Raw genomic sequence first — 26,289 nt, 5'->3', positions numbered from 1 at the left:
GTTGCCCCGGTAGGCGAGAATTGGAAGCACATATGCAATTGTAATCATGATTATTATTTGATTTTTCACTAGCATAACGTGGGTTACTAGTTAGAGTTGTTTTGGAATGTAAGTAAGCAAAATAAAAGCGGCGCCCAATAAGTGGGCACCGCTTGAAAGTCATTATTTACGTGTGGGGGTAATATTTAAACGTGGTGAGGGGAGCTGGGTTCCGGCCTCACTTGCAGCGGCTAGGTAGCCTGCCAGAAAGTCACGCTGAATTGCAAATTGCATCCCGTTTTTAACGTAGAACTGGACGCGAAAGACTAACGTTCCGTCACTCTGAGTCGTGACGCCCTGAATATCAGGTTCGCCAACGATATCTGGGTACTGAGGGATCAGTTCCGCGTTGACTGTGCGAACCACAGTCGTTAGTTCTTGAATAGGGGTGGTCGTTAGAATGTAAAGATCAATCAGAACCCGCATGTCATTACGTGACTGGTTGCTGATAATCAGGATTTTACGATTGGGAATAAAATTAAGGGCACCGTCTGGACTAGTTACCTGGGTGGTTCGTAACCCGATGGCGGAGACGGTTCCTTCAATCGTTTCGATCTTAACGTAGTCACCCACGTCAATCTGATCTTCCAATAGGATGAAGAAGCCGGTCACGATGTCGCTTACGAAACCTTGGGCACCTAATCCTAACGCTACACTGAAGATCCCAGCACTGGCAATTAATGTTCCAACTGGAACGCCCAGTACGGAGAGCACCGCGTAAATACCGAAGAACATGATGACGTAATGGTAAATGTTCAGGGATAACGTAAAGATTGTCGAAATCCGATTATTGGCGGTATCGCTCGTATTGGCGTTAGTGATGAAGAGGTGGTGGATCAGGCGTTTCCCTAGCCGGTCAATCACCCAAAATAGTAAGGTGAAAAGAATGATTTCAAGAATCTTGCCACCGATGTTAATAATAATTTGCTGCCAATCGATTTTCTTCGCTAGCTTGACCCATACGGATACTTGCTTAGTAGGCGTGTCGATGGCCGCTAACTGATTTGCTATAAACATAAATTCACCCTCGTTAAATGTTGTCTGTTCACTAGTTTAGCAGATTTAACGGTGCTAACCAAGCGTGGCCGAAGGTTATTAGATGAGAATCAGCACGTCAGTACAGTTGTAAGCACTTTTTTAATTGCGGTATAATTGAGACAATGCTATGCTAGTTCTAATATAGTGGTAGTTGAAGGAGGAATTTTAATGATTACACATGTTGCGGGCATTATTGCCGCCATTGCGTTCTTATTATTAGTTTGTTTTATCGGGATTTTCTTAATGCGGATTACGAAGACGATGGGTGAAGTTAACCGGAGTCTAAGTAACATCACGGATGACGTGGACGCTTTGTCGCACGAGACCGAGAAAATCATGGCTAATGCTAACGAACTTTTAAAGGATGTTAACGGTAAGGTAGCAACCATTGACCCAGCGTTTCAAGCGATGGGTGATTTAGGCCAGAGTGTCTCTGACTTAAACGCAGCGACCCGTGATTTAACGGATAAGCTCGGCAAGACTAACGAAAAACGTAATAAGTTTAGTAGTGCAAGCAAGGTCGGTAAAGCTGCTTTCGACGTTTACCGTAACCGACGTGCAAAAAATAATAGCGAGGAGTCTTAATTATGTCAAAAAAAGGATTCTTATTAGGTGTTATGATTGGCGGCGCCGCAATTGCGACAGCCATCAATAAGATGGATGATGAAAAGAAGGCTGACTTAAAGGCCAAAGCGCAACAAGGTTTTGCAGACTTGAAGGATCGTGCCATCGATTACGCATTCTATGCAAACGATGCTGCGGAAGACTTCAAAGTTGAAGCTAGCCAACAATTTGCTGATGCTAAGGATAAGGTAGCAGACTTTGCAGACCAATACCAAGCTGCTAAGGGCGAAACGGCCGACTTTGGTTCTAGTTTGGACCAAGCAACGGACAGCTTACGTTCAGAATTAGCTAAAGTCTCAGAAGATGAAGACGCCGACGATGACATTGTGATCGATGGCGGCGAAGCTTACAAAGACGCTGAAGCTGCAACTACTGCAGACGATGCTGATAAAGCGACTGATACTGAAAAAGTTGCCGATACCGATGCAACTGACGAACAACCTGAAAAATAATTAATAAGATAAGACTGGGACACGGGGGATTGCTCCGTGTCCCAGTTCTATTTGATAGGAGGAATAACATGTATTCAATTGGAGCGGTTGCTAAGAAGACTGGTATTTCAAGTTATACGTTACGCTACTACGAAAAAGCGGGTTTAACGCCATTTGTCAAACGTGATGAGCAGGGGCGCCGCGTCTTCAATGATGATGACGTGGAATCCTTAGGGCTGATTCGTTGTCTCAAACAGACTGGCATGCCACTGGAAGATATCCGGCAATTCATTAGCTGGTGTGATGCCGGTGACGCGACAATTGATCAACGGTTAGCGATGTTTGAACAGCAACGCCAAGCCGTCGAGGATCAGATCCACCAATCGTTGTTAAACTTGCAGAAGGTTAATTACAAGATTGACCTGTACCGTAAAGCAAGTCAAGCGGGTAGTGAAGCTGCCGTTGATTGTGATGCGATTCCCGTCAAGGATACGGCCACGCTTTTACAGGAGGTTGCTAGTTATGAAGCGGACCAAGTGACAACTAAATAAAGATCAAATGAGCCAGTTGCAAGTATGTCTAATACAAGCTACTGGCTTTTTATAATCACTTAATTAGGATAGCCCTACGGATACGTTCTCTTACCGCGCGAATTTTATTGAAATAGACTAAGTAAAAATAGAAACGAGCTTAGGCAGGATGCCCAAGCTCGTTAGTGGTTATTTGTTATAGGTCTAAAATTTTAAGTTCTTTAGGTGTGTGCGTGAATGGCTTGAAGCCTTCCTTAGTCACAACACCACAGTCTTCGATTCGAACACCGGCAACGCCAGGAATGTAAATCCCTGGTTCAACGGAGAAGCACATTCCTTCAACAAGTGGCATGTGGTTGCCTTCCATAATAGATGGGAATTCGTGGTCGGTTTGACCGATCCCATGACCTAAGCGGTGAATGAAGTATTCGCCGTAGCCGGCCTTGGTGATAACGTCACGAGCAATCTTGTCGACATCTTCAGCGGCCATGCCAGGTTTGATGGCATCTTGGGCAGTTAAGTTCGCTTCAAGACAGACGTCAAAGATTTCTTTCTGCTTATCAGTAGGTTGACCGTAAGCAATCGTCCGTGAAGCATCGGAAGCGTAACCTTCGTACATGACACCGAGGTCGAATAAGACTAATTCGTTAGGTTTAACTTGCGTTTCATTAGTAGCACCGTGAGGATTAGCAGCGTGTTCACCAGCTTGAACTAAGGTACCGAAGCTCATTTCCATAATGCCTTTTTGCATCAAGGCATATTGTAATTCAGCGACGATCTGTTGTTCAGTACGGCCAGCTTTAACAGCGGCAAAACCTTGTTCAAAGGCGAAGTCAGCCCACTTACCAGCAATGTTCAACTTTTCCAATTCATCGGCAGTTTTAACTAACCGTAGTTGTTGGATGTAAGGGGAGAGGTCCTTGTCAAAACTTGCGGCAGGGAACTGTTGTTGGAGTGCTTGGAAACGGTCTAACGTTAAATTGCCGCTTTCAAGTGCCCACCCCTTAGGGTCAGTTAACTGTTCGTGAATGTGGTTGGCAATCAAGGCGTATGGATCTTCGTGATCGAGGTAGCCGAACACTTTATAAGGCCAGCCCATATTCTTGATGGCTTCAACTTCTAGTGCGGGGGCGAATAAGAATGGTTCAGCGTCCGCAAAGACGAATAAAGCTAAGGTCCGTTCGAAAGGGTTGCTCTCAAATCCGGTTAAATATGAAATTGTGTGAAAATTACTAATATAAGTCACGTCAACGTGGTTGTTTTGGGTCCACTGGCGAACTTGTTGCAGTTTCGTATAATCTGTCACATCAAACACTCCTTAAAATTATATTGGCTTATTAATAGTACTAGTATAGCGCTGTTGATGATAAAAAGCTGAGAATAATGATCTAAAAAAGGTGTTCTTTGAGCGGTAAATCTTGATTTTTGAAAACAAGTAAGGTATTATTTTCATGAAAGCGATTTCATTAACGATCTTAAGTTGCATCGAGACCGTAATTTTGCTATATTGGTTGATGTTGCATGAAAACGAATGAAAACATATGATACCAAGTAAGAAAGGGCTATTTTAGATGGAAAAACAAACAGTAACAATTTATGACGTGGCACGCGAAGCGGCGGTTTCAATGGCTACAGTTTCACGGGTTGTCAACGGCAATCCTAACGTTAAACCAGCAACCCGTAAAAAGGTGTTGGCCGTAATCGAACGACTAGACTACCGACCAAATGCAGTTGCGCGAGGCTTGGCAAGTAAGCGCTCAACCACTGTTGGGGTGATTATTCCCGACGTAACCAACATTTACTTTGCTTCATTAGCACGTGGGATCGATGATATTGCCATGATGTACAAGTACAACATCATCTTGACGAACTCCGACGATGCTGGCGAACAAGAAGTTAACGTTTTGAACACGTTGATGGCTAAACAAGTTGATGGGATTATCTTCATGGGTAACCACATCGATGATAAGTTACGGGCCGAATTTAAGCGTGCTAAGGCACCAGTTGTCTTAGCTGGTACCGTTGACCCATTGAATGAAACGCCAAGTGTTAACATTGATTACGCGGCAGCTGTTGAAGAAACGGTAACTAACTTAATCAAGCGTGGGCACAAGCAGATTGCTTTGGCATTGGGTTCATTGACGCAATCAATCAACGCTGAATACCGTTTAACGGGTTACAAGCGTGCCTTGAGCAAGGCTAAGATTGCCTACGACGATTCATTAGTCTATGAAGCTGGCTACTCATATGATGCCGGTGTTAAGCTACAACCCGTTATCGCGGATAGTGGCGCAACTGCCGTCTTCGTTGGTGACGATGAAATGGCCGCTGGGATTATCAATGCCAGCATGGAATCAGGCATTGACGTGCCTAACGACTTAGAAGTGATCACTAGTAATGATACGATCATCACTCAGATCACGCGTCCAGCAATCACCTCGATCACGCAACCACTCTATGATATTGGTGCCGTTGCAATGCGGATGTTAACTAAGTTAATGAATGATAAAGAATTAGATGAAAAGACGGTTACCTTACCATATGGTATCGTTCGCCGTGCTTCAACTAAATCAGTCGATTAAGAATCGCAATAGGCGTTAGTGCGGACCGATAGTCTTTAGGTTGGTATTAGCGTTATACTAGGGTTTGGAATAATCATTCCGAACCCTTTTATTATGGGTAAGAATGACGGAAAGGGTGGATCAACCATGGCAGAACTAGTGTTACCACAACGACCTGGAAAGATACAACTAGGGTTGAAAGCGTCAGCTGAGATTGAACAATTAATGAATCGGTTGCAGTATCGACCAGACGTGTTTGAGTTTTTTACCAGCGCGGCGGATTTTGAACCAACGGCATTTAAGGCGTTAGTTGAGGCAATTCAATTCGTTAAAACAAACGTGACTGAACGGGTCATTATTCATCACCCGATGAGTTATCAGAATTGGCATTTGGATCAGTTACTGGATGAAGAACGGGAACCAGCCGCCTACAAGTTCTTACAAACGTCAACGGAACAGCTGTTAACGTTGGCGAGTGACCTTGACGTTAAAGTGCTCATTCACGGTGGCTACGGTGGTGCTGACAGCTTAAAATTGCTGAATGAATATGAGTCGTTGGGGGAAGCTCGCACGGCCGTCTTTGAGCGGTTGGATCAAGTAGTGCGGCAGGCTAAGGGCCACGTCATGATTGAAAATGGCATCACACCTAGCTTCATGTACGGTGATCCGCAGTTAGATGAACTGATTATCCAGCATAACTTGCCACTAGTCTGCGATGTGAGTCACGTTTTCATCGGCTTACATGGCGACATGGATCTAACGATGTTGGCCTTAAAACGGTTGGCACCGCTCATTCAGCACTATCACATAGTTGATTCACTTGGGCAGCAACACGATAGTCTGCCATTAGGGCAGGGATTGATCGACTGGCAACGCGTATTGCCAGTGCTTAATCCCGGAGCCACGATGATCTATGAAGTGCCGGATGAGACGGATGCAACCTGTGCCAACATGTTGAGTAGCTACCATTATCTACGAAGCATCGAGGTCCGTCAGATCGAAGGACGGCGAAAGCGTGCTTAAAGTCGTTATTCACGTTGATGAGATCGCTAAGGTCACGATGGCAATTGGTAATTGTCGCAATCTGTTGGCTGTAGAACCCACCGCAAGTGTGGTCATGGTGGTGAATGGTCCGGCTATCACCACGTTAACAACGGGGATGTGGCAACCGTTACTGATTGAACTGCCACAAATAACGGTTGATGCGTGTCATAACGCGATGGTCAGTCATCAAGTAGCCGTTGAAGATTTAGCTGCCGGAGTGACGGTGGTGCCGGCGGGTGTTGTACGCATCGTTGAATTGCAGAACCAGGGCTATGCGTATCTCAAACCATAAATTAAATAATAAAGATGAAGCGGGTATTCAACGATTAGTTGGGTACCCGTTTTGTGGTATAAGTATCTAAATCGTAATGACAGTAACTGATGACGGCAGTTGTATAATGATTTGGATTAGCGGATAATTAATCTAATTTAAGAAAGCGGTTACTTTTTTGCCGAGTAACTAGCATTAATAAAAGGATTGGCTGGCCATGTTCGGGGGAAGGTGGCCAGGTGAGGAGTGGTCTAATGAAACGCTATCGGGTATTTGTTAAGGGGTCCGATCAGGAGTTAACGTGGTTGAATCAGCAAGCTGAGAAGGGACGGCTGTTAACTGACATCAAGGGGAATTGGTATCAGTTTGGCAGCAGCCCGGTGAAGTATCGATTATTCAGTGAATACGTCACGCCGGACGTGGTGGCAGAGCTGACTCGAGAACAAGCTGATCTAAAAGTTATAACGACGGTTCAGATTACGCAACCGGAGATTCAAGTTATCTACACGGGGATTGATCAGCAGTTAGTGCCACAGACACGGGTTCAAACGCGTGGCGACTATCAGATGCAGTTAAAAGTAGCGGAGACTATGCGCGCACACTTGCTTACGCGGATGAACTTGACCGGTGTTATTGGTCTAGTCATGCTCGTTATCTTGGCGTTTGTGACCTATCAGAGTGGCAATGAAACGTACTTTGATGATTTTGCGAGTTGGTGTGTTATGTTGTGGATCATTGCGGTTAGTCGCCCAGCGTGGGTAGCGCACCGGATTCATCGAATAATCGTGGATCTGCGGGTGCGGACACAGGATTATACGGATGCTTGGATGCCAACGCAGCACGTCTTTTTCCAAGACATGCCCACTGAGTTGGATCTTGATAAGCTGAAATCACTGGGACGCTGGCGGCTAGTGGGACAGAATCACAAGGGCATGTATTGGTATGACTTGCAGACGCTAGCTAGTCTGGCGGAGATTAAGCAGACCGTTCAGGCTGAAGTGGGGCCGGATGTGACGGGTCAGTGTGATGAGCTACTTGGGCCTAGCTCCGCTGGGATATATTTGATTATTAAAGCGCCTTAAATAAAACTTTCACATAAAGCGAGCGTGATGGGGTCTAGACCTTGAAATCGCTCCCTTTTTTTGCTATCATACTACACGTATGTTTAAACATAAATCGATATTAAATTAAGAAAGAAGGAGTCACACATGTCAGGACATTCAAAACGTGAACTTTGGCTCCTTTTAACAAAATAAAAAAGCTTGAAAGCGTTGTGGCCGTTGCGGTTGCAGCGCTTTTTGCTTTTTTGGAAAAATTGGGACTATTTAACTTTTTTATGCAAACTGAGACGATAGAGAGACGACACTTTTATCGGCGATAAGCTAACGGACAGTAACAGTGTTTTAACGAGTGTCATTAATTTTATTGCAAAAAATTGTAATAATGGAGACCAAGGGGAGACAAAAAGCTCAAATTTCTGGGAGGAATGGTTTGAATGATAATATACTTAAGGTAACTAGGAACTATTTAGATTCGAAAAAACAAATAGAATTTTAAATAGTAAAAACTAAATACGTTCAAATTTTCTTAATTGAAATGTTGAAACAACAAATGCTAATAACAACACTATATGCTCAATTTATTAAAAGTGAATGATGGAGATGTTTTTAAGTTGGATAAAAGAAAAGTAGTTAATGAGATGAATGATATTATTGAAAACTCAAGAAGAGCAAAAGAAACACGTGAAAGCATTAGTACTGAAATTGTGGATTATTTAAAAGAGAATAAGTTAGATTCAAGACACGAGATTAAGGGCCTAATTAAATTTCTCGATAAGGACCAAGAGGATTTAGTCAAGGAACGTAAATGGATTATTAATATTATGAAAGTGACTTTGGTAGTAATAACATTCTTTGTAACTAATGCTTTTGATACTTGGTTAGATGTCAAATCTGATGGTAACGCGGGGGTAAAGTTTTCAGACTATTTGGTCACACTAGTAATTGTTTTTATATTTGCGTTTACTGTTTATGGATTAGGTCTTAAAAGTTGGATATACAGAGATTCTTTTTTAATTTTTGGATATCGCACCCGAAAAAATTTACGGAAAATATTAGTGGATGAAAAGAACATCTTGCCCAAAAATCCACGTGCAAACCTGTATCATCCTAAAAATCATCGGTTGTATGATGTGAAATACTAAAAAAATTTAAATTTTTGGCAGAAGTATATAGTGTATCTGAGGTCATTAGTTGGTGGTGTCTTGTTATTAGAGTTATAGCAGAAACCAGAGTATACTAGTAAAAATGACTAATTTATCCCTACGAAAGTGACTAATTTATTATAAATAATATGACTAAAAATTTAGATGATGGAATCGCCTTAAAAAGTCAACAGGAAGACTTAATCAAGTTGTTGGATGGCTTTTTTGATGTATGGTCTGGTAATAAATCTGAAGTTAATAAAATTAAGTTTGTTGATGACTGTCTAGATATTATTAATGTAAACGTCAAGCAAGTGCTCGGAAGTAGTAAGGTAAATTTAGGTGCAAGTGATGTACCCCTTGGTTTTGAAGTGACGCAACAAATGTTAGTTAGCTGGCAGCATTTAATAAATACAAATTTAAAAGATTATTTGCAGGGACAGGTTGGTGTACAGCTTGATGATGTTGAGCAATTAAAACTGTTAGATAGCGTGCAAGCAATTATGGATAAGGTTGATGAGTTGCTTAGCCCCTTGTTTGTTCAAATTATTGAATACTTTAATGTTAGTGTGCGGCAGGGAGTAGCTAAAGCCAGCAATATAGAATTAGATGAATCAGTATCAGAGTGGATTGAACCGTATTTAATTTATAATCGTGACTATGAAACCTTTCATGGTGAATTAAAGCAGTCAATCTTAAATGGTGAACAACCACCAATTAGTGCAGTTATTACTGACCCACCATATTACATTGGAATGGCAGACTGGGATGCTGAATTACCAGATAGTGGTCAGGGCAATAGCAAAGAAAATGAATTTAAAAAATATTTACTGTCAGTCAATGAATTGCTAGCAGAAGACGGCTTAATAGCAATCTTTAATGTCAAAGAGAATATTAGCTTGTTAGAAGCTTTGGTAGTTAAACTAAGTCAAGATACGAACTATCCAAACTTTGATTATCAAATAATGGACTATTTTGAATGGGTCAAAACTAACCCTAACCATAAACTTGATAAAAATTACAATCAGCGAAGTGAGTATGTATTCGTAGCTTATCGTAATACGCAAGCCGGCCGTCAAAAGTATGCTAGCTTTAATCTGAATAACAATTTGTATGAATCGGCCACGTTGAGTAAACCGTTCAACAATAACGGTAATATTAATCAAACACCTAAGCCACCACGTATGGTTATAAGGCTCATACAACGCCTGACAAGGCGACAAGACACAATTTTGGATAGTTATGCCGGAAGTGGTTCAATCGCTATAGCGGGTTATTCCTTGGGTCGGAAAGTATATAGTTGTGAGCTAAGTCGTTATACGCAACTTAAGGCTACGAATAGGCTGGAAGACTATAAACGGTCAATTGGTCAGCAGGTGCTACGGGAAGAGCCATGGCGTGATTTAAAAGGATTTGACGTTAATTATTCTGAACAGGAATTAATCGATGAAACTTTTTGGGGTTACTTGGATACTGTGAATGATGTTACCAAACGTCGAAAACTCGTTAATGAAGAATTAATTAGTATTAAGGATGCTTATCGGAAGCGGTATGCAGATAAGCAGATAAAAGCTGGTGTGAACGTTAATACGGCTAGCAACCATGCCGAATATGCTCAATATCAAAATAATCAACTCACTGATGATGAACTAGGATGTTTGTTAGGGTTTGCTAAAGTTTGGCATACCAATCAGTTCAGGGAATTGTTTGGGCTTGATAGTTTAGACATTGAAATGGTAGAACGGATTTTCGACCCTGTGGCTGTGAATCTGGCGACTCGATTTAGAAATAAGTATCGAATTGAAAGAGCTACCAAAGATTATGCAGAAACTATGGCCGAAAATGCTGTGGCACTAGGTAATGCTAAGCAAGCTAACGAATTAAATCAAGTTAATAAATACGAGCATTACTTATTACAGTTGATGAATGACTTGACTAGTTTCGAAGATGAAATTAGGAATCGGCAGAATCAACTTAGCCATGAACAACTAAAGCCAGTAACTGGGAAACGTTTAAGTAAAGAAATTCAAAACTATTATCGGTTAGTAGGCATATTAGTACTAGCTGTAAATGCTATCGAAGACTATCGAAAAAAATTAAAGTTATCAGATGAAAATGAATTCTCAGATGAAGGAGCACTTGCGGAATTTAATGTAATGGGTGATATAAAGGCTATTGTCGCAGAAAATGGAATGTTGAATGGTGGCCGACACCAAGCAACAGCCATGGCAGCATTAACTGGCGATTTATCAGTATTTGAAAGTCTATTGACTAAAGATACAGGAAATCGGCTGAAGTATAGGGGACTAATGGCAGGTTTTAGTTACTATGATGCGTTTATTAAGCGGCATTATGAGGGTAAACGACCGACGATAATTGAATTACCAGCACTAAATCCATTGACTGTGATTAGAATGGTAAACGTGCATTGGACAGACGTTAATGCATACAGTCTATACAGTCTGGGTAATGGTTTTGATGAAAAACATCATTCATTAGCGACTACTGAAGATAACGAGTTGGTACGGCCAATATTTATCAAAGACAAGGCCGGCGAGAAGGTATATTTAAAGCAAACTATCTTAACGCTTAAAGATAAAGGTATGCGAACCGCCGATATTGCAAAGAAATTAATGATAACGCAGGCGACTGTAAATAATCTTATTAAATAGAGTTAATAAAGGTCTGGATACTTAATAGCTGAGTATCTGGTCTTTTATTGTCTAAACTAAGTTTAATACTATCCCAATCGTTAATAGGTGTAGGAATAATTGATATTAATTGCTAATTGAAATTCGATATAGTTAATTATAATAACAACTAGGGATAGGAGAGAAAACAATGCGAACTATTAAGATTGGTTATGCGCGAGTAAGTACGGGAGAGGATAAACAAGCAATAGGACTGGAGGTTCAGGTCAGGGCGTTGAAACGTGAACGATGTAGTGAAATTATCACTGAAAAAGAAAGTGGTACTAACGATGATAGACCATTATTTGCAAAAGCTTTGACTTTAGCAGAAACTAAAGCTGATGAGGGGTATAGAGTTTTATTCGTCGTTTACAAATTAGACCGGTTAGCCCGACATTTAGCTAAATCAATATTAGTAATTGATAACTTAAAGGTTAAAGGAATCCATGTAATATCACTACATGAGGGTATTGATACAAGCACGCCGGTTGGTTTATTGCAGTCTCAAATGTTATCTGTATTTAGCGAATATGAAGTAAACCAAATTAGGCAACGAACAAAAGCTGCATTAGCATTAAAGAAAGCCAAGGGTGAACCCATTGGGCGAAAACGCATTGAACCAAAAGTTGAGCGTAAAATCTGTCGTTTGTTTAATATTAAGGAATACCCAGTTGAAAAGATTGTCAAAGAAATGGGTGTAAGTAGAGCAACAGTATATAATATTGCCAAGCGAAATAATCTACGAAGAAGACCAAAAAGTCGCACACTTGATGCTTAAACTATGGTAGTATTACAATGTTAATAGCTAGACCGCATGTCTAAATATTGAACGGTTTTTAGACAAAAATTACATAAAAATAAGCATTTACCGGAACCTTGATATTACTGCATTTGCAGTTTTGTCAGGGTTCTTTTTTATGCTAAAAATCCAGTATATAAAAACCGTTCCTTTTTTAGACTTCAGCGGTGATGTGCCATGGTAACACTGGTTTTCAGGCGTTTTAGATCCAAATTTTTGGTGATAAATTACCTATACCTGAAAATCAAATTTAAAGAAAAAGGAGGGATACTGGGTTGTTTAAAATAATTATTATTTTAGTTGTTGTCTGGGCGCTCTGGCACTGGTTAACGAGTCGTAGTAAAGACAATACCAGTTCTGTATATAGCAATCCAACACCTGCAGGACAGGTTTCATCTGATGATTCTGGACAATACTACTACAAAGTTAATGTCACGTTTGTTAATAGTTTAGGCCAGCATCAAGTCTATACGAACACGTATCAAAGTGACATCATTTTTAGAGAAAGCAAAATTGTAAAACGTGCTACTGCTGAGGTTGAAGCGATGTATGATGTTAAAAAAATTATTGATACAAATATCCAAGATGTTAGCAAGCAAGTTAAGCGAGCAACAAGATAATTAAAGTAAAAAAAGTATTGCTTACTGTCCGTTGATTTAGTTAGTAGTTTAGATAATTAGTGATAAGCATCCTGACACAACTTGAGTTTAAGATTATACACTGAAGTTAATCAAGAAGGGTTAAGGAAGGGTGATATTCAAGGCATATCAGCTACAAGGAAGACTATCAAGATGATTAAAACTAGTTGTTAAGGCAAGTAACAAGACTAATGGACATGCAAGGGTAGACCAACAATAAACAAAGAGAAGATAAATAAAGGGATATAGGGGTAGTCAAATTATGAAAAATAGATTTTTTACATGGTCATCATTAGTTTTAGCCGGGGTCGGCATGGCAACTGGTTTAACATTGAATCAAAAAGCGCAGGCTAGTGAAGGCAATGCCACTACTGGCAAGAATAGTATTACTGTTACGGCGCAAGCTGGCGATACAGTTTGGAGTTTTAGCCAGAAATACGACACCACAGTAGATGCGATTGCCCAAGCTAATAGTCTAAGCAATCCAAGTTTCATCCTAATTGGTCAAAAATTAGTAATTCCAGCAGATGTTGATACTACCAAATCTAAAAATGAAGTGACGGTTATTGCCCAAAATGGCGATACGGTCTGGGGTTTTGCTCAACAATATGGTAGTTCAGTTTCTACAATTGTTAAGGCTAATAACTTAACCAATCCGGACTTGATTTTTGTCGGTCAAAAATTGGTAATTCCAATCTTGAATAGTGCATCCAGTCAAAATGGCAATACTACTAGTTCTACCAATAATGGAACTACTACGACTAAGCATGTTCATCCAATGGGGTCAGTTACGACTGCACCAACTAAGAATCAAGCAAGCACCAACACGGATACCAAGACAACCGCAGCCAGTCACACGACTACTGCCCAAGTTTCTGGCTCAAAGGTAACGACTGGTAGCAATACTGCCGCAACTGGAACGAATAACCAATCAATTAGTTCAACGGTAACGAGTTCAGCCCAGCCAGCAGTAAGCTCATCAGCTCGTCCAGCAACTAGTTCATCAAATGTAACGAGTTCATCAGCTAAGCCCGCGACGAGTTCTAGTTCAGCACAAGGTAGTTCTGCTACTAGTTCATCAAACAGTCAGGCACAAAGTTCTTCAAGTCAGGCTACGAGTTCATCAACTAGCCAAGCACAAAGTTCTTCAAGCCAAGCTACTAGCTCATCGACTAGCCAAGCCCAGAATTCTTCAAGCCAAGCAACGAGTTCATCAACTAGTCAGGCACAGAGTTCATCTTCACAAGCAACTAGTTCATCAACTAGCCAAGCGCAAAGCTCATCTAGCCAAGCAACCAGCTCATCAAGCTCACAAGCAACGAGTTCAAGTAGCTCAGCAAGCAGTTCGGCCAGCTCAAGTGCAAGTAGCTCATCAAGCTCAGCTACCACCAGTACCTTTAACGAAGCAGAAGTAGCAGCAGATGTCGTATCATTATTGAATGCAGAACGTGCGCAAGCAACGTTCTCAAATGGAGCCAAGGCTGGGGCCTTGACAATGAATAGTGGGTTACAACAAATTGCAGAGGCCCGCAATCCACAATTATTAACCAACTTTAGCCATACAGATGCAAGTGGTAACTATGAAGCAGTAGACTTAGCAAAGAAGCTAGGGGTATATAACACCTATGTAGGTGAAGACCTAATTACTGTAGGGTACCATAAGACCAATATGGAGATTGCAGAAGATATTGTACAAAGTTTCAAGGAAGGCGACGCCGCCCATTGGAACGACCTAGTAAATCCAGGTATGAAGACCATTGGTGTAGGGGTAACGATGTCTGAAACAGGTGGTTTGTGCAACATCCAACTAGGAATTTAATAACCAACCAAGTAAATAAGTCACCAACCAGTCAAGAGTAACAAGAGGGACACTTCCCGTTTAGGGAGGCGTATTTTTCTGTATATATATGATGAAGTCTAGTAACAAAAAACATGCATCAATTAGGGGAAGAGTATATAATAGGATGACAATAAATAGCCAGTTGAATTGTAAGTGTTAAAGTAGAGGTTGAACATTATTCATAATTATAAGATAATTTAAAGAGATAATAAATTAAAGAATGGAATTATGATATGGTTATGAATGATAATGATTTAATAAGTGCTAAGAAATCTGATTGGACTGATGTAAAAGATAGTTTTATTGTAATTAAGTATCTATTGATAGCTGTAAATATAATTGTAATTTTAGGGACTATGAATAGTAATAACCCTGTTCTAAATGAATATGCGTTGTTGGTTTTTGCATTACCAACTCTATTAAAATTAGTTGAAAGTCAGTTGTTTTTCACGAAATGGGTATTTAAAAATAAAATAGTTAGCCTGTATTGGAAGTTATTGTTTGGGGCTTGTGAGTTTTTAATTTTAGTATTTATTGTAATGATAATTCTTAGTTTGATTCCTGTGTTGAACGCTAAATTTTCTTTGGGAATTTTTGAATTTTTAGGGAAACATATCTTTGTATACTTGAGTATTGTAGCTGCTTTTATTTTAGAGTTATTTTTAGATTTCTATTCTCCAAAATGGGTTTAAGGAGGGATTACGATGATACAACAAACAATGATAAATATAGTAATTGTAGCTATTTTATTTTTAATTGCATTGTATTTAGCAACCAGCATGTTGGTAACTAGCTTTAGAATGGGATATTATATCGTAAAATTTGAGTTTTTTCAGTATACAAGTAAAAAAAGAAAAATAGAGTTATATAAAAAATTATTAAATGAAGATTTTAAAGAATATCTACAAGGATTATTGAATACTAAAAAAGAATTCAATAGTTTATTAGATAATATAAATTTATTAAGAATATCTGAAGAAAAGCCTAAAATAAATGAAAATAATTTGAAAAGTAGAATAAACTTATTGATGTCAGAAGATACTCCGATAGAAGAAGCTGATGTAGAAAAGTATCTAAAAGAAACAGGTATTTGGACAATGGTAGGGTCATATCGTTGGTCTTTAGCTGTATATCATTCACATAAACAACAACAGAAATTTTATAAATCAATTTCTAAGCACGAAAATAGAAAAGTTAGTCAAAAACAAGTATATGCAAATAAGCCTGATATGCGTTTAGTTTTAGGCAACTTATTTTAGATGATAACTAGAGGTATGTATGGGATTCTTTTAAGGCTCTTAATATAGTAGTAAGTCCAAAGAATGCCCAAAATGGATACTGCAACATTCAACTAGGAATCTAGTAACCAACCAAGGTAAGCAAGTCACTATAAAGTAAGAGTAACAAAAACAGGCACTTTCCAGAAGGGAGGTGTCTTTTCTTATGCAATCAATTCATTTAAATTTTTAGTATAATCCACATGAAAAAATGTAATTTATAACTTATTGAATGAAAACAGCTCACACTGCAGCTAAATATAGGTGTGAGCTGTTTTTGACTGTATTAAATGGTTAGATTAATGGTTGTTAAAATATAATCTAAGAACCAATTTTTTTGCTGTAATACTACAGTTGGGTCATTTGTTTCCTGAACGCGACTAGTTGCAAATGAATAATAGTCAGCCTCGGCTCCTTCTGGAAATAGCTCGTATACTTTTTGTGTCGCATACGTATGTGCTTGAGAAGGATGAGAAGTCAAGAAAAGGTAGTCAACTTTTAGATGATGTTCATCACAAATAGCTTTAATTTTTTCAAGACCCTTATCAATAAAATGCCTGTCATCGCCTTCAGAACTGATAGCTACTACGATTTCTTTGCCATCAATAATTCCCTTAAAAACGCCAGTAAAGTCTTCATGAAAGTCCGTAGATACAGTATCAAGTTGGAATTCCCTTTTGGATTGTAGTATACGGCCGTTGTGATTACGGAATGCTACAATTTCGTGCCAGCCATGTTGTTTAAGTCTAAAAAGAAGTTGTCCACAAATAGTTGTCTTTCCTGAATCGGGTTTACCAAACAAAAAAGTAGTTTTCATTAAAACTCCCCCTAGTATTTAGTTGTGTTTGTCACACATAATTATAACAGTATTTATGGAAGCGAATTCTTTATTTGATAAATTAAAGAAAATATTCGAACTCAAGGGGGGATAAAAGGGTAATAAATTGGACAAAGACTAATCATCCAAAGAATTAGCGACTTATTTCAAGGGTAAACTTGCAAGCTTTGAGTAAATATTATGACTGAATTGGAGCAAAGTTTGTGAAATCAAGCAAATTTAGCGTTTTTTTAGGTAATATTTTAATGAATTTACGATTAAAAAATCACTTATAAGTTGAACACTAATGATTAAAATATCTGTTTAATAACAAAATTCGATAATATGTATAGTGATAACAACAATTTTAAAACGTTTATAATATAACATTCTAATAATAGTGGAAAAACTTTTTTTAAAATAATTTAAATCGGGGTTTCAACCCGCATTCCATTCATTTCTTCATCTTGAAAAATAGCAAACTTCTTATGTCAGTTTATGATGAAGAAACACCCAAAACAACGTTGAGGGCACTTTGTGAAAAGCACTCCCAGGCTTGCCAAATCAACGTTTGCGGACTACACTTGCGTTGTTAATTAATAAAGCACCGGCGCCGGTTGCCAAGTAAATAATTTAAATGTTCACTAACAGGAATGGAGTGTAATTATGTCAGAATTTACAATTATCGGTCATTACAAAGCAATCTTTGTGGCATCGGCTAAATTTACGCCACATGAATATCAGTACCAAGTTTTAAAAACGGGTAATGCAACCAAAATTCAAAAGTTTATCGATGAATTAATGCAACATCATCGGGTTAATAACTACCAAGTTACTACTTATTCAATTTCGGTAACTGAATTTGCTGAATTAGCTAGTCGGGTCTTAACAGCTTGGCCAGCCAATCCGGACTATGTCGATGTAATCGCATACAATTACTACACGAAAGAATTAGGTTTTAACATTCAAGATGTTGCATCACGCAGAATAACGCACGGGTCACGTATTATAACTAATAAATTAAGCTAACGTGTTCAAATTTCATGGGTTCAATCAAACAAAATAGTAAACAATATAAAATGTAAAGGGTGTATTAATTATGGCAAATAACAAAAAATCAAACGCAACTGAAATTAAGCTTTTTAACATGGATGAAGGTCAAATGTCTACGGTGGACAACTGTGTCAATCAGGTCAAAAATGAAATTGTTTGGCCACAATTTAAACAAGAAGTTTTAACCACGCCACTTAAAGGCATTCTGTTGGATGGTCAGGCCACAACTTATAATAAAGACTATCAGTATTTTAGTGCCGCATTCTCAGCATCAATTCAAAATATGAATATCAACATTAATGTCGCAAGTAAAAATTATGAACAGATGTGGCTAGCTACGTCCCTATCGAAGCAATTAGGCGTTAATCAAGAATCTAAAAACATGTTATTCCCCGGCGAATATTATTTGGTGGATTTTCTAAATTTTCATTTCACATTTGAAGTTCAAGAAGATGGTAGCTTAAAGCAAAAAGAAGTAAAAATCGATGATGACAATAAGGAATTCGTAAAGCATTTAGCTGCGGTTTATGGGTTAATTTATCGTCAAGGAAAAAACGAAACGGCAAAATAGGTGCAAGTAAATAATAATTAGTAAGGTCACTCTTAATTGGGTGGCCTTTTTTAGTAGTCAGTTTTAAACTGCTTAAATTGAAACTTCCACAGAGCGCCACACAGGGCATGACGGGTCTTTGGGTGTAATTATGCCAAACCAGATATAAGAGTCCGGACAGGGGCAGACAAGGGGGACACGTTTAATTTGAACGTGGATGATAACCTGTAGTAATCGAACTGATAATTGCTAATTTATGGTTTAAACTACTTAGGTCGAATTATTGTAGTTGTGATACGGAATAAATCCAGTTTAATAATTAATTTTAGTTTTTGATAAACATCCTGTGACAGACTGGAACCAAGATTGTAGACTAATGTTACTTAGAAATGGTTAAGGGCAATCCTAGAACTTACAGGAGATTATAGACACCAAACTATAATCTAAGAAAGACTACCAATTCGGTTGGCACAGAGTTACAACATCAGTAACCTAATTGGAATGGAAGATGACCTATGACTAATATTATTTGGCTGAATGGTTACACTTTGATGGAATTTAAAGAGCAACTGCTTAATTTTGACCGGGAAAATCCTACAAGTAATTGGCAGTTAATTATTGGCAAACACATATATTCTTACCGTGAATTTGACGAACAAGCAGATAAATTCCTAAAAGTTGGTAGTCAAATAACTGCCGTTAATTATGATGCAAACAGCGACAAAGTATTAGCACAATTAGAGTATGAAGTGTTTACGTCATACCTAGATATCCGGAAGATGTTAGATTGTCAATCTAGATAATTACAACTATTAGCCCTTTAAAGGGGGCTATTTTTTTGACCAAAATTAGTTACCAAACATGTCGAGCAAAAGATGCACACTTGTCAGACTCATGTTACAACAAAGGTAACTACAAGGCTGTTAGGAGGTCAACGAATGGTGAAATTTGCTAAGTTTTATTGGGATTACAGGCAAGAACGTTCATTAGTTTTAGCCCGGCGTCTTAATCAGAAGCAAGCGCCCATGAAGGTAACTTGGAAGTTACTAAGGCTATGCTATCAATTTGGGTACACCGGTTCAGATACTGCTTCAATATTAATCTAGCTGTCCATTAGATGCTGTCTAAACGTTAAATAATAGTGACTAAATAGATTAATAAATGATGACTGAAATCATATTATAAAATGACTAATTATTATTATAAAAGTGACTAATTTTTATTGATAATAATGACTATTTTTAACATTCAACAGTCAGCAATAATTGGAGCAATTGAGGTCAAAATAGCTGGAATGGGGCAGCTAAGAATTTTTTTAAGGAAATGAGGAATTGGAATGACGAAAAAAGAACGACAAGTTAAAGTTCAAAATAATTTAGCTAAAAATGAATTATTATATGATGGTAAGCTACATATTAAACGGGTGATGCAACCTAGTGAATTATTTGGGCTGAGTCACTCATTAGGTAGCAGTAGCAGGGAGATTTTAAGCAACCTAACAGGTGGCAGCAATCAGCGAGCACTAAAATCACTAATTAAGTCAAAAACACTAAAAGTTAGGCAAACTAATGGTATTGGTAATCGATGGTCATTTGGTGGGTTGTATGTGGATAAGTTAGATACTAGCTTGCTGACCAATTGGTTCATGTTAAGTAAGGCCGTTTGGTTCATGCGGGAGAAAGGGTTACGACTAGGCCAGTTTAGTCGAATGAAAGATAGTTTAGACTTGGAAACAGTAGCCAGCTTTGACGGTAAGGCCATCAATAAATTACAGTTTAAAGTTGTGGATGATTTAACGACTAATATTAGTCCGGAACAAGGTCGCACATTAGTTGCAGTCTTTCCGTCGTTTGAATTAATGGCAGAGGCTATCAATGAGCATCGTAACCTATTCACTAAGCCAATTGAAGATGGTTGTTTAATGTTATGTATTCGGCAAGTAGAAGACTTTGAAACGATTCAGGGCTATGCACTAAACGTTCAAAATCAGAATGGCAAATCCGTAGCAAAGCTGACGAGCATTGAGGATAACCAGTCTTTAGTATTACTTGACTTCAAACAGGCAACTCAGCCAGCAGGTGGAATTATTAATCAATTGAACTGGGAGTATGATGAAGTACTAGAACGTAATAAGCGGACTACAGTAACTAAACAACTAGCCAGCGAGTAAGGCTATAGCCATGAAACAAGAATATAAAGAGTTCGGTTACTACTTAAAGTTAAGATTGGAAAATTGGTTTAAATTAAGACTAAACGATGACCAGTATAAGCAAGTAACGGTTGTCTTAAAGCAAGTTAAAAAATTGTTGTTAAGAACATATTATGAAAATAGATACTTATTGGTCAAGCAGGCCCAAATAAAATCTATTAACGGAAAATCAAATCGATTAATAACGAAGATTATTCTGGTAGTAGTTTTACTGTTATTAACAAAACGGTTTAAATGGATGTTCCTTGTCGATTTAGTAGTAATAATCAGTGTTCTAACATACAGGCATTATAAGTGTTGCAGAGACGCATCCTATTGTATCGTTCAATTACTAGATGACCACTTATCCAATAAGAACGCTAAGAATCGATATTACCAATATCCGCTAAGAGAGTTTGATGTTTTACTGGAGCTGTATCAGTGCTTGAACGGTGCTCAGCAAGGCATTCTGTTTGATGATTTCATCCTGCTAAGCAATTTGAAGATAACTCAAGAGGCTGGATTTTCAGCAGTATTAAACATAGATATTAGTCTTAAATATCAACAAGCAAAAGTTGTAAACCTTGATGATTATATGCTAAAGGAGTTACGGATTTTGCCTGACTTTAAAACTGGTCAATACATATACAATGAACGTTTAAAACAAGATGTTTTGTCGATTATCAAAAGACAACCATTAAAGGAAACAGTTAATAAAATGCTGTTAAGTGGTAACTATAAAGTTTATCCAGAACTTTTAGAGTTGGCCGTTCAAGATGAAAAATCAGCAGTGTTAAAGCAACAACGGGATTATGTAGATAAGAATCATTTACCGGATAAAATTTGGAGCATCTGGAAATACTTTGCCCAAAATAGTGATAGTTTAGGCTTTAGTTATTGGGACAATAACAGTAACTCAGTAACAGGTAGTAGTAGTTACATCAATATGCGTATGCGACTAATTGGAAATACAACATACTCTGATGCCAAAAAGAAAGTTGATTTAGTTGCTAAGAATCTTCGTTGTGATGTAATGACTAAAGCAATAGCTAGTGACCATGGTTCATTCCAGATGACGTTCGTTTTAGGCCAAATAGTACCACCAGTAACTACTAATATTAAGACAATTAAAGAGTATGCAAATAAAGGTAAGCTAAAACTGGGAAATTCCCGCACTGGAAAGTATGTAGTTGACCTCCCAAGAGGTGATGACTTAACTGCAATATTGTGCGGAGCCCAAAGCAGAAGTGGTAAGTCGACAATGATAACGCAGGTTATTCTAAGTATGTTGTATTTGAAGACTAATAAAAGGTTTGATTATTCTGATGTCTATATTGCAACTGTAAAGGATGAAGATTATATCAGTAACGGGTTCAAGCAAAGTGGCATGCTGGTTAAAAGTGAAGTTCATGAAATCTATGTAATGTTGCAGCATATTGATGAACAAGCAACTAAACGTAAACAGTTATTTATCAATAATGGAGTTAAGAATATTAAGGAATATAACCACAAGAACCCTGACCATACGCTAGGTAAGTTACTACTAGTCTTTGACGAGTATGCTAATACGTTAGCGGCTGCTGAAGGTGAACGAGTTGAAATTGATGGTAAGAAGATTAAATTACGTGATGCAATCGAACGAATAATGGTCAAAATAAGCCAAGAACATGGTTCACGTGGAGTATCTGTGATTGTTATAACGCAGCAATTTAGCAAGGGAGAAGTCGGGCGCTTATTTGATACTACTAACATCCAAGTGCTTGGGTATGCTCGAAGCAATGTTTGGAACTCCATTGATAATAGTCAAGAAATGAGTAAGTACTTAGAATCAAAGAGTGAGCAAAGACGGGGATTGTTTTTTGTAAATGCTCCTGACTTAAAAACTGATAACCCGCAAATAAGTTTTAATTCTGGTTATACGGAAGTTAGAACTGCTAATATTGACACGCAAGAAGTTCATGATAACTTTGACCGTAAATTTAATACAGCCAGTAACTATGGTGAACAAAATACATCAGTAGCTGGAGAAGTATTGCTGGAACCAATTGAACTTGGAAAGTTGATAAAAATCAACAACACAAGAGAGTAGAAGACGTTATCTTTATGACACTAATTAAAGGGAGTGTCGTAAGAATGTTAAATGTAAATGCACTAAACAAGTTAAATGAAATTGACAAATTAATGTTAAGTCAGATGATTATGGTAGGGTATGATGCTGGCCAACTGGAAGCTAATGCCTCGGCCGCAATAGAGAACTTGTTGGGCCATAAACTAGGTGCTAACTTGGATGATGACTACAGTGACTTATTAAAATTATTTCGGCTGTTAGGTGGAGAATTCGGCATGATAAATTATTCTGGTTTAACCTTTAGTAAGGCCGATTTGGACAGATTGAAAAGCATGAAAAATTATAGTGAAATGCAGAAATTTATCTGGGAAAATTATGGTCAACGAGTGGAAGTTATCCCGGCGCCATTTGACCGTTACCTGTTTATTAAGTGCTTAGATAATTAATCGTTTGTTAACAGCAAATTAAATGGTTGTTAAACGGTGTCTAAACCTTATTATTCCAGCGCCCGACGGCAATTATTAGCATGCGAGGCTGAAATAAGGTTATTACTGAAAGTAGGAATATAAACTATCAAGCTAAAAGGATGGTTTGTATTTTGAAAGTTAATGAAATGTTGTGGTATTCAGCGGAGAATCAAGCAGAAACGTGGTTTAAAGCTAAAAATTACGATTGTTATCGGGCACCAACCGGTAATCCAAGTTGGGACATGCAAGTGGATGGAAAGCTTATTAATGTTAAGTTCGCTCGTGGGAAAAGGCGCAATCATGATGAGTTAGAGTTCTTTATCCATACAGATAAACGGCCGTGTTTGGCAGACTATTATCTATTAATGTTTGGCAATGACTGGCAAAGTAAGGATAACTTTAACATGTATTTGGTGCCAGATTACCGATTAGACAGTCAAAGCCAGTTGACCTTTAGACGTAATACCCCACCAGAATGGCTAATGCAATATCAATTAAAGTAATTACATAATCGTTGAAGAAAGGTCATCCTTAATGGGATGATTTTTTTGTTTTGACACTGAATGCACAGGATTAAGGTTGGCAAGAGAGTTACAACAAGACCATAAATAAAACAAAGGATGGTCTTGAATATGAATGAAAGCGCAACAGCGGCCGTAATCAAAGAATTACCATTAATATTACGGGACAAACCACGCACGCAGAAGGATATTTGGCAGTACTTACTAATTAACGACAAATTAAAGCAACAACTAGTAACCACTACTGGCAAAACAAGAGTAGGAATACTGCAGGGGATTACGACACGTATCAAAGATGGTCGTTTACCCGAATTTAAACTAATTAAGTCATCAGATGGTCATACTAAGTTAGCTTACATTGGTAATACGGCTTATCAGCGTGCTAATTATGTGCATCAATTACTGCTAAGTATTAAGGAGCTGGGGGTTGCTGATGATGTTAAGGCTGATGACCTGTGGGATAGTTGGGATGCCATTGAAACTAAACTAATAGGCTTAGACAAGCAAGTAACGGTATTCATGAAAAAAGTTCAGTATGCTAAGCCCACTGAGGTATTCCGTCCAGCTGGCGGTAAAAATAAAACGGCTAGTTATCCAATTTCAAAATTTAAGCACAATAAGTAGTAGATAAATGTCATCCAGTAATACTGGGTGGCATTTTTTTGAAATTAGATAAGAAAGGAGAGGACTTTATTCAGGAAGAGAGTTATCTTATAGACGCTAAAGAAGCAACCGGCTGAATTTGGCACATCAAACCTGATAAAGAACAGGTTAACGAAGCATTGTTGAAGAGTTACAGTAGACTAAATTAAACGAAAAAACAGGAGCGGATACTATGACACTAAAGCGAACTAGTGAAGGCGTGGTTTGGATTGGGAATACGACAAGTGGAGTTATTAAGCGTAACAACGGTGGATTGCTATTTAAGAAGCGGTTTAATAATTCAGTCAAGGTCACGCGTAGTTTTAGCATGCAAGTGCATAAAAAGCTAACTAAGGCACAAGCAAATAAGCAATGGCAAGAATGGTGTGAAGAACAAAAAGCTAAGTATTATGATGCAGATAAGACAATTACTAAAATAACGACTCCCACATTTAGAGAAATCACTATACTTGGAGGGGATTGGGAAGAGACAGCACAAACAGTCTATTACGCATCAAACGCTGGTTTTAATAAAGTTTATCAAACTGCTAAGATTATTAACGATACGCCTAACTTTAAATGGTTTTCGGATAAGCAAATTAATGAAATTACTTTAAACGATTGTCAAGTATTTATGGATAATCTACGAAATAAGTATGGCAAGACTTATCATGCACGTGCCCGATTTAAGCAAACCATTAGTTGTGTGTTCGAATATGCAATTGAGCATGGCATGGTCACTACTAACGTTAATAAGCACGTTCGAATAGATACCAAGACAGAACGTATTGAGAGAAAAAACAAGCATCGGATTAAGGCATTCGATAAAGATGAACGAATTGCGGCGGTTAATGAAATTAATGCAGATACCGATATTGTCCGCAGGGCCTTATTAAAAACTGCCTTAGGCACGGCAATGAGAAAAGGAGAATTACTGGCACTAACTTGGAATAATGTTCATTTAGGTGAAGATGCGTATGTCTATGTTGCTTATAATATTACTGATTCAACACATTATGATGATAATGGTCAAGTCGATAAGGCTAGACAGCGTGGTGACATGAAACCTAGCCCAAAGAATGGTGATGACCGTGTTGTTCCCCTAATGCCAGAATTAGTTCAAGAATTAAAAACTTTGAAAAAACAAACTAACCATAAAAAATGGGTAATGAACGATGGTCAAAAGTTTGACTTTGTCTTTAGCGATGAAACTGGCAAGTACTATAGCCCAGTAACTCCAGCACGTTGGTGGAGAGAGTTAAATGCTTCTTTAATTGAAGAGGGTAAGTTGCATCAAAAATTATCGTTTCACAAATTACGTGCAACAGCAATTTCAATGTTTATCAATGACCAAGCTATTGCGATGGAAGATGTTATTCAAATTGCTGGGCATTCTGGCGAAGCAGTTACTCGTAACTACTACTTGAAGCATAATCAGGATAAGATGAAGACTTTAGGTAGTAAGTTAAGCCTATCTAATTAAAAAGAGCCCATAAAGGACTCTTGCGGTTTTAGCGTGAATGAATGTGTAATGAACTGATGATAGCATCAGTAGCGTTTTTAAGTGGTGCAATGTCAGATTTAATACCATCGAGGTCTTCCATCTTTTTAGGCTGAGAACGCAGAATACCCTTATATTTTTTATCAACTGTTGAAATTAATGATAAGTCAAAGGGTGGAAATTCGTAAACATCCTTTAGAGCCCAACGATAATAGTTGTGACCGTCGTTCCAAGGTGTTTCGGATTGTGGTAATTGCTTGTCGATGGTTGCTCGTGCCTTAACAAACCATTCACCATTCTCTTTGTAAGAAAAGTAGACTGTTTCTTCGGGTTCAATATGATAGTTCTGTTTTAAACCTAGCATCTTAGCACCAATAGTTAGGTAAAGGTTAGACATACCTAACTCAGGATTATCATCACTATTGTAACCAACAAATCTTGTCATTAACATTGCCTCCAGTTTGTAAAGTTAACTTAATTATAGCACTGAAAGCGAA

General features: G+C 38.3%; 28 protein-coding genes. 24 read left to right on the top strand and 4 right to left on the bottom strand.

The window, feature by feature from the left end; translation table 11 throughout:
- Positions 1 to 162: 162 nt before the first annotated feature.
- Complete coding sequence (locus ACG95_RS08365) at positions 163 to 1,056, bottom strand: mechanosensitive ion channel family protein (protein ID WP_048000099.1); 894 nt, start codon at positions 1,054 to 1,056, stop codon at positions 163 to 165.
- Between the two features lie 189 nt (positions 1,057 to 1,245).
- On the opposite strand from ACG95_RS08365, the gene ACG95_RS08360 reads away from it, so the two are divergent.
- The 3 genes from ACG95_RS08360 to ACG95_RS08350 all read left to right on the top strand — a co-directional run bounded on the left by ACG95_RS08360 (position 1,246) and on the right by ACG95_RS08350 (position 2,683).
- Positions 1,246 to 1,662: a DUF948 domain-containing protein gene (locus tag ACG95_RS08360; protein WP_048000098.1), complete on the top strand. Its 417-nt coding sequence runs from the start codon at positions 1,246 to 1,248 to the stop codon at positions 1,660 to 1,662.
- Positions 1,663 to 1,664: 2 nt separating this feature from the next.
- Positions 1,665 to 2,153 (top strand): YtxH domain-containing protein, encoded by a 489-nt coding sequence (locus ACG95_RS08355; protein WP_237756479.1) that lies wholly within the window; start codon positions 1,665 to 1,667, stop codon positions 2,151 to 2,153.
- Between the two features lie 68 nt (positions 2,154 to 2,221).
- Positions 2,222 to 2,683 (top strand): MerR family transcriptional regulator, encoded by a 462-nt coding sequence (locus ACG95_RS08350; protein ID WP_048000097.1) that lies wholly within the window; start codon positions 2,222 to 2,224, stop codon positions 2,681 to 2,683.
- A 175-nt stretch (positions 2,684 to 2,858) separates the two neighbouring features.
- On the opposite strand, the gene ACG95_RS08345 is transcribed toward ACG95_RS08350, so the two are convergent.
- Positions 2,859 to 3,968: a M24 family metallopeptidase gene (locus ACG95_RS08345; RefSeq protein ID WP_048000096.1), complete on the bottom strand. Its 1,110-nt coding sequence runs from the start codon at positions 3,966 to 3,968 to the stop codon at positions 2,859 to 2,861.
- A 265-nt stretch (positions 3,969 to 4,233) separates the two neighbouring features.
- On the opposite strand from ACG95_RS08345, the gene ccpA reads away from it, so the two are divergent.
- From ccpA to ACG95_RS08290, 11 genes are all read left to right on the top strand, one after another.
- Positions 4,234 to 5,244, top strand: a complete 1,011-nt coding sequence (gene ccpA, locus ACG95_RS08340; protein ID WP_048000095.1) for a catabolite control protein A — start codon at positions 4,234 to 4,236, stop codon at positions 5,242 to 5,244.
- Between the two features lie 126 nt (positions 5,245 to 5,370).
- Complete coding sequence (locus ACG95_RS08335; RefSeq protein ID WP_048000094.1) at positions 5,371 to 6,246, top strand: TIM barrel protein; 876 nt, start codon at positions 5,371 to 5,373, stop codon at positions 6,244 to 6,246.
- Positions 6,239 to 6,559, top strand: coding sequence for a DsrE family protein (locus ACG95_RS08330; RefSeq protein ID WP_152668316.1), 321 nt, complete (start codon positions 6,239 to 6,241; stop codon positions 6,557 to 6,559). The genes ACG95_RS08335 and ACG95_RS08330 overlap by 8 nt, the downstream gene beginning before the upstream one ends.
- A 233-nt stretch (positions 6,560 to 6,792) precedes the next feature.
- Positions 6,793 to 7,620, top strand: coding sequence for a hypothetical protein (locus ACG95_RS08325; RefSeq protein ID WP_053072750.1), 828 nt, complete (start codon positions 6,793 to 6,795; stop codon positions 7,618 to 7,620).
- A gap of 590 nt (positions 7,621 to 8,210) precedes the next feature.
- Positions 8,211 to 8,741 carry a hypothetical protein gene (locus ACG95_RS08320; RefSeq protein ID WP_048000093.1) on the top strand — a complete coding sequence of 177 codons (531 nt, stop codon included), beginning with the start codon at positions 8,211 to 8,213 and terminating at the stop codon, positions 8,739 to 8,741.
- A 149-nt stretch (positions 8,742 to 8,890) separates the two neighbouring features.
- On the top strand, positions 8,891 to 11,413 hold the full coding sequence (locus ACG95_RS08315; protein ID WP_048000092.1) for a DNA methyltransferase: 2,523 nt from the start codon (positions 8,891 to 8,893) through the stop codon (positions 11,411 to 11,413).
- A gap of 169 nt (positions 11,414 to 11,582) precedes the next feature.
- Positions 11,583 to 12,209: a recombinase family protein gene (locus ACG95_RS08310; protein WP_048000091.1), complete on the top strand. Its 627-nt coding sequence runs from the start codon at positions 11,583 to 11,585 to the stop codon at positions 12,207 to 12,209.
- A gap of 296 nt (positions 12,210 to 12,505) precedes the next feature.
- Positions 12,506 to 12,850 (top strand): hypothetical protein, encoded by a 345-nt coding sequence (locus ACG95_RS08305; protein ID WP_048000090.1) that lies wholly within the window; start codon positions 12,506 to 12,508, stop codon positions 12,848 to 12,850.
- Positions 12,851 to 13,130: 280 nt separating this feature from the next.
- On the top strand, positions 13,131 to 14,687 hold the full coding sequence (locus ACG95_RS14000) for a LysM peptidoglycan-binding domain-containing protein (RefSeq protein ID WP_053072747.1): 1,557 nt from the start codon (positions 13,131 to 13,133) through the stop codon (positions 14,685 to 14,687).
- A 254-nt stretch (positions 14,688 to 14,941) separates the two neighbouring features.
- Entirely contained in the window at positions 14,942 to 15,400 is a 459-nt protein-coding gene (locus ACG95_RS08295; RefSeq protein ID WP_048000089.1) for a hypothetical protein, read from the top strand.
- A 12-nt stretch (positions 15,401 to 15,412) separates the two neighbouring features.
- The gene (locus ACG95_RS08290) at positions 15,413 to 15,967 is read left to right on the top strand and encodes a hypothetical protein (protein ID WP_048000088.1); all 555 of its coding nucleotides are present in this window, start codon (positions 15,413 to 15,415) and stop codon (positions 15,965 to 15,967) included.
- A gap of 304 nt (positions 15,968 to 16,271) precedes the next feature.
- Here ACG95_RS08290 and ACG95_RS08285 read toward each other — a convergent pair whose 3' ends face one another.
- Entirely contained in the window at positions 16,272 to 16,802 is a 531-nt protein-coding gene (locus ACG95_RS08285) for a P-loop NTPase family protein (protein ID WP_048000087.1), read from the bottom strand.
- A 666-nt stretch (positions 16,803 to 17,468) separates the two neighbouring features.
- Between ACG95_RS08285 and ACG95_RS08280 the strand changes: the two genes are divergently transcribed.
- The 10 genes from ACG95_RS08280 (at position 17,469) to ACG95_RS08240 (ending at position 25,774) form a co-directional block, all read left to right on the top strand.
- A complete protein-coding gene (locus ACG95_RS08280) occupies positions 17,469 to 17,831 on the top strand; it encodes a hypothetical protein (RefSeq protein WP_048000086.1) in 363 nt (120 codons plus the stop codon).
- 70 nt (positions 17,832 to 17,901) lie between these two features.
- On the top strand, positions 17,902 to 18,426 hold the full coding sequence (locus tag ACG95_RS08275) for a hypothetical protein (protein WP_048000085.1): 525 nt from the start codon (positions 17,902 to 17,904) through the stop codon (positions 18,424 to 18,426).
- A gap of 494 nt (positions 18,427 to 18,920) precedes the next feature.
- Positions 18,921 to 19,208 (top strand): hypothetical protein, encoded by a 288-nt coding sequence (locus ACG95_RS08270; protein WP_048000084.1) that lies wholly within the window; start codon positions 18,921 to 18,923, stop codon positions 19,206 to 19,208.
- A gap of 135 nt (positions 19,209 to 19,343) precedes the next feature.
- Positions 19,344 to 19,511, top strand: a complete 168-nt coding sequence (locus ACG95_RS14530; protein ID WP_160300364.1) for a hypothetical protein — start codon at positions 19,344 to 19,346, stop codon at positions 19,509 to 19,511.
- A gap of 230 nt (positions 19,512 to 19,741) precedes the next feature.
- Positions 19,742 to 20,575 carry a hypothetical protein gene (locus ACG95_RS08265; protein WP_048000083.1) on the top strand — a complete coding sequence of 278 codons (834 nt, stop codon included), beginning with the start codon at positions 19,742 to 19,744 and terminating at the stop codon, positions 20,573 to 20,575.
- Between the two features lie 10 nt (positions 20,576 to 20,585).
- The gene (locus ACG95_RS08260) at positions 20,586 to 22,682 is read left to right on the top strand and encodes a hypothetical protein (protein ID WP_048000082.1); all 2,097 of its coding nucleotides are present in this window, start codon (positions 20,586 to 20,588) and stop codon (positions 22,680 to 22,682) included.
- Positions 22,683 to 22,726: 44 nt separating this feature from the next.
- Positions 22,727 to 23,107, top strand: coding sequence for a hypothetical protein (locus tag ACG95_RS08255; RefSeq protein WP_048000081.1), 381 nt, complete (start codon positions 22,727 to 22,729; stop codon positions 23,105 to 23,107).
- 152 nt (positions 23,108 to 23,259) lie between these two features.
- Positions 23,260 to 23,631, top strand: coding sequence for a hypothetical protein (locus tag ACG95_RS08250; RefSeq protein ID WP_048000080.1), 372 nt, complete (start codon positions 23,260 to 23,262; stop codon positions 23,629 to 23,631).
- Between the two features lie 129 nt (positions 23,632 to 23,760).
- On the top strand, positions 23,761 to 24,273 hold the full coding sequence (locus ACG95_RS08245; protein WP_048000079.1) for a hypothetical protein: 513 nt from the start codon (positions 23,761 to 23,763) through the stop codon (positions 24,271 to 24,273).
- 211 nt (positions 24,274 to 24,484) lie between these two features.
- Positions 24,485 to 25,774, top strand: coding sequence for a tyrosine-type recombinase/integrase (locus ACG95_RS08240; protein ID WP_048000078.1), 1,290 nt, complete (start codon positions 24,485 to 24,487; stop codon positions 25,772 to 25,774).
- Positions 25,775 to 25,802: 28 nt separating this feature from the next.
- Here the strand turns inward: ACG95_RS08240 and ACG95_RS08235 are convergent, their stop codons facing one another.
- Positions 25,803 to 26,237, bottom strand: a complete 435-nt coding sequence (locus ACG95_RS08235; protein WP_048000077.1) for a hypothetical protein — start codon at positions 26,235 to 26,237, stop codon at positions 25,803 to 25,805.
- Positions 26,238 to 26,289 lie beyond the last annotated feature (52 nt).

It is taken from the genome of Lactiplantibacillus herbarum (genome assembly GCF_001039045.1).
GTDB lineage: Bacteria > Bacillota > Bacilli > Lactobacillales > Lactobacillaceae > Lactiplantibacillus > Lactiplantibacillus herbarum.
The sequence above is the reverse complement of the archived record's forward strand: the minus strand, read 5'-3'. Positions and strand labels throughout refer to the sequence as shown.

Bases quoted from the DNA above. Each gene is read 5' to 3' on its own strand.
- ACG95_RS08365 (WP_048000099.1), bottom strand. From the start codon at position 1,056: ATGTTTATAGCAAATCAGTTAGCGGCCATCGACACGCCTACTAAGCAA.
- ACG95_RS08360 (WP_048000098.1), top strand. From the start codon at position 1,246: ATGATTACACATGTTGCGGGCATTATTGCCGCCATTGCGTTCTTATTA.
- ACG95_RS08355 (WP_237756479.1), top strand. From the start codon at position 1,665: ATGTCAAAAAAAGGATTCTTATTAGGTGTTATGATTGGCGGCGCCGCA.
- ACG95_RS08350 (WP_048000097.1), top strand. From the start codon at position 2,222: ATGTATTCAATTGGAGCGGTTGCTAAGAAGACTGGTATTTCAAGTTAT.
- ccpA (WP_048000095.1), top strand. From the start codon at position 4,234: ATGGAAAAACAAACAGTAACAATTTATGACGTGGCACGCGAAGCGGCG.
- ACG95_RS08335 (WP_048000094.1), top strand. From the start codon at position 5,371: ATGGCAGAACTAGTGTTACCACAACGACCTGGAAAGATACAACTAGGG.
- ACG95_RS08325 (WP_053072750.1), top strand. From the start codon at position 6,793: ATGAAACGCTATCGGGTATTTGTTAAGGGGTCCGATCAGGAGTTAACG.
- ACG95_RS08315 (WP_048000092.1), top strand. From the start codon at position 8,891: ATGACTAAAAATTTAGATGATGGAATCGCCTTAAAAAGTCAACAGGAA.
- ACG95_RS08310 (WP_048000091.1), top strand. From the start codon at position 11,583: ATGCGAACTATTAAGATTGGTTATGCGCGAGTAAGTACGGGAGAGGAT.
- ACG95_RS14000 (WP_053072747.1), top strand. From the start codon at position 13,131: ATGAAAAATAGATTTTTTACATGGTCATCATTAGTTTTAGCCGGGGTC.
- ACG95_RS08295 (WP_048000089.1), top strand. From the start codon at position 14,942: ATGGTTATGAATGATAATGATTTAATAAGTGCTAAGAAATCTGATTGG.
- ACG95_RS08290 (WP_048000088.1), top strand. From the start codon at position 15,413: ATGATACAACAAACAATGATAAATATAGTAATTGTAGCTATTTTATTT.
- ACG95_RS08285 (WP_048000087.1), bottom strand. From the start codon at position 16,802: ATGAAAACTACTTTTTTGTTTGGTAAACCCGATTCAGGAAAGACAACT.
- ACG95_RS08280 (WP_048000086.1), top strand. From the start codon at position 17,469: ATGTCAGAATTTACAATTATCGGTCATTACAAAGCAATCTTTGTGGCA.
- ACG95_RS08275 (WP_048000085.1), top strand. From the start codon at position 17,902: ATGGCAAATAACAAAAAATCAAACGCAACTGAAATTAAGCTTTTTAAC.
- ACG95_RS08270 (WP_048000084.1), top strand. From the start codon at position 18,921: ATGACTAATATTATTTGGCTGAATGGTTACACTTTGATGGAATTTAAA.
- ACG95_RS14530 (WP_160300364.1), top strand. From the start codon at position 19,344: ATGGTGAAATTTGCTAAGTTTTATTGGGATTACAGGCAAGAACGTTCA.
- ACG95_RS08265 (WP_048000083.1), top strand. From the start codon at position 19,742: ATGACGAAAAAAGAACGACAAGTTAAAGTTCAAAATAATTTAGCTAAA.
- ACG95_RS08260 (WP_048000082.1), top strand. From the start codon at position 20,586: ATGAAACAAGAATATAAAGAGTTCGGTTACTACTTAAAGTTAAGATTG.
- ACG95_RS08255 (WP_048000081.1), top strand. From the start codon at position 22,727: ATGTTAAATGTAAATGCACTAAACAAGTTAAATGAAATTGACAAATTA.
- ACG95_RS08245 (WP_048000079.1), top strand. From the start codon at position 23,761: ATGAATGAAAGCGCAACAGCGGCCGTAATCAAAGAATTACCATTAATA.
- ACG95_RS08240 (WP_048000078.1), top strand. From the start codon at position 24,485: ATGACACTAAAGCGAACTAGTGAAGGCGTGGTTTGGATTGGGAATACG.
- ACG95_RS08235 (WP_048000077.1), bottom strand. From the start codon at position 26,237: ATGACAAGATTTGTTGGTTACAATAGTGATGATAATCCTGAGTTAGGT.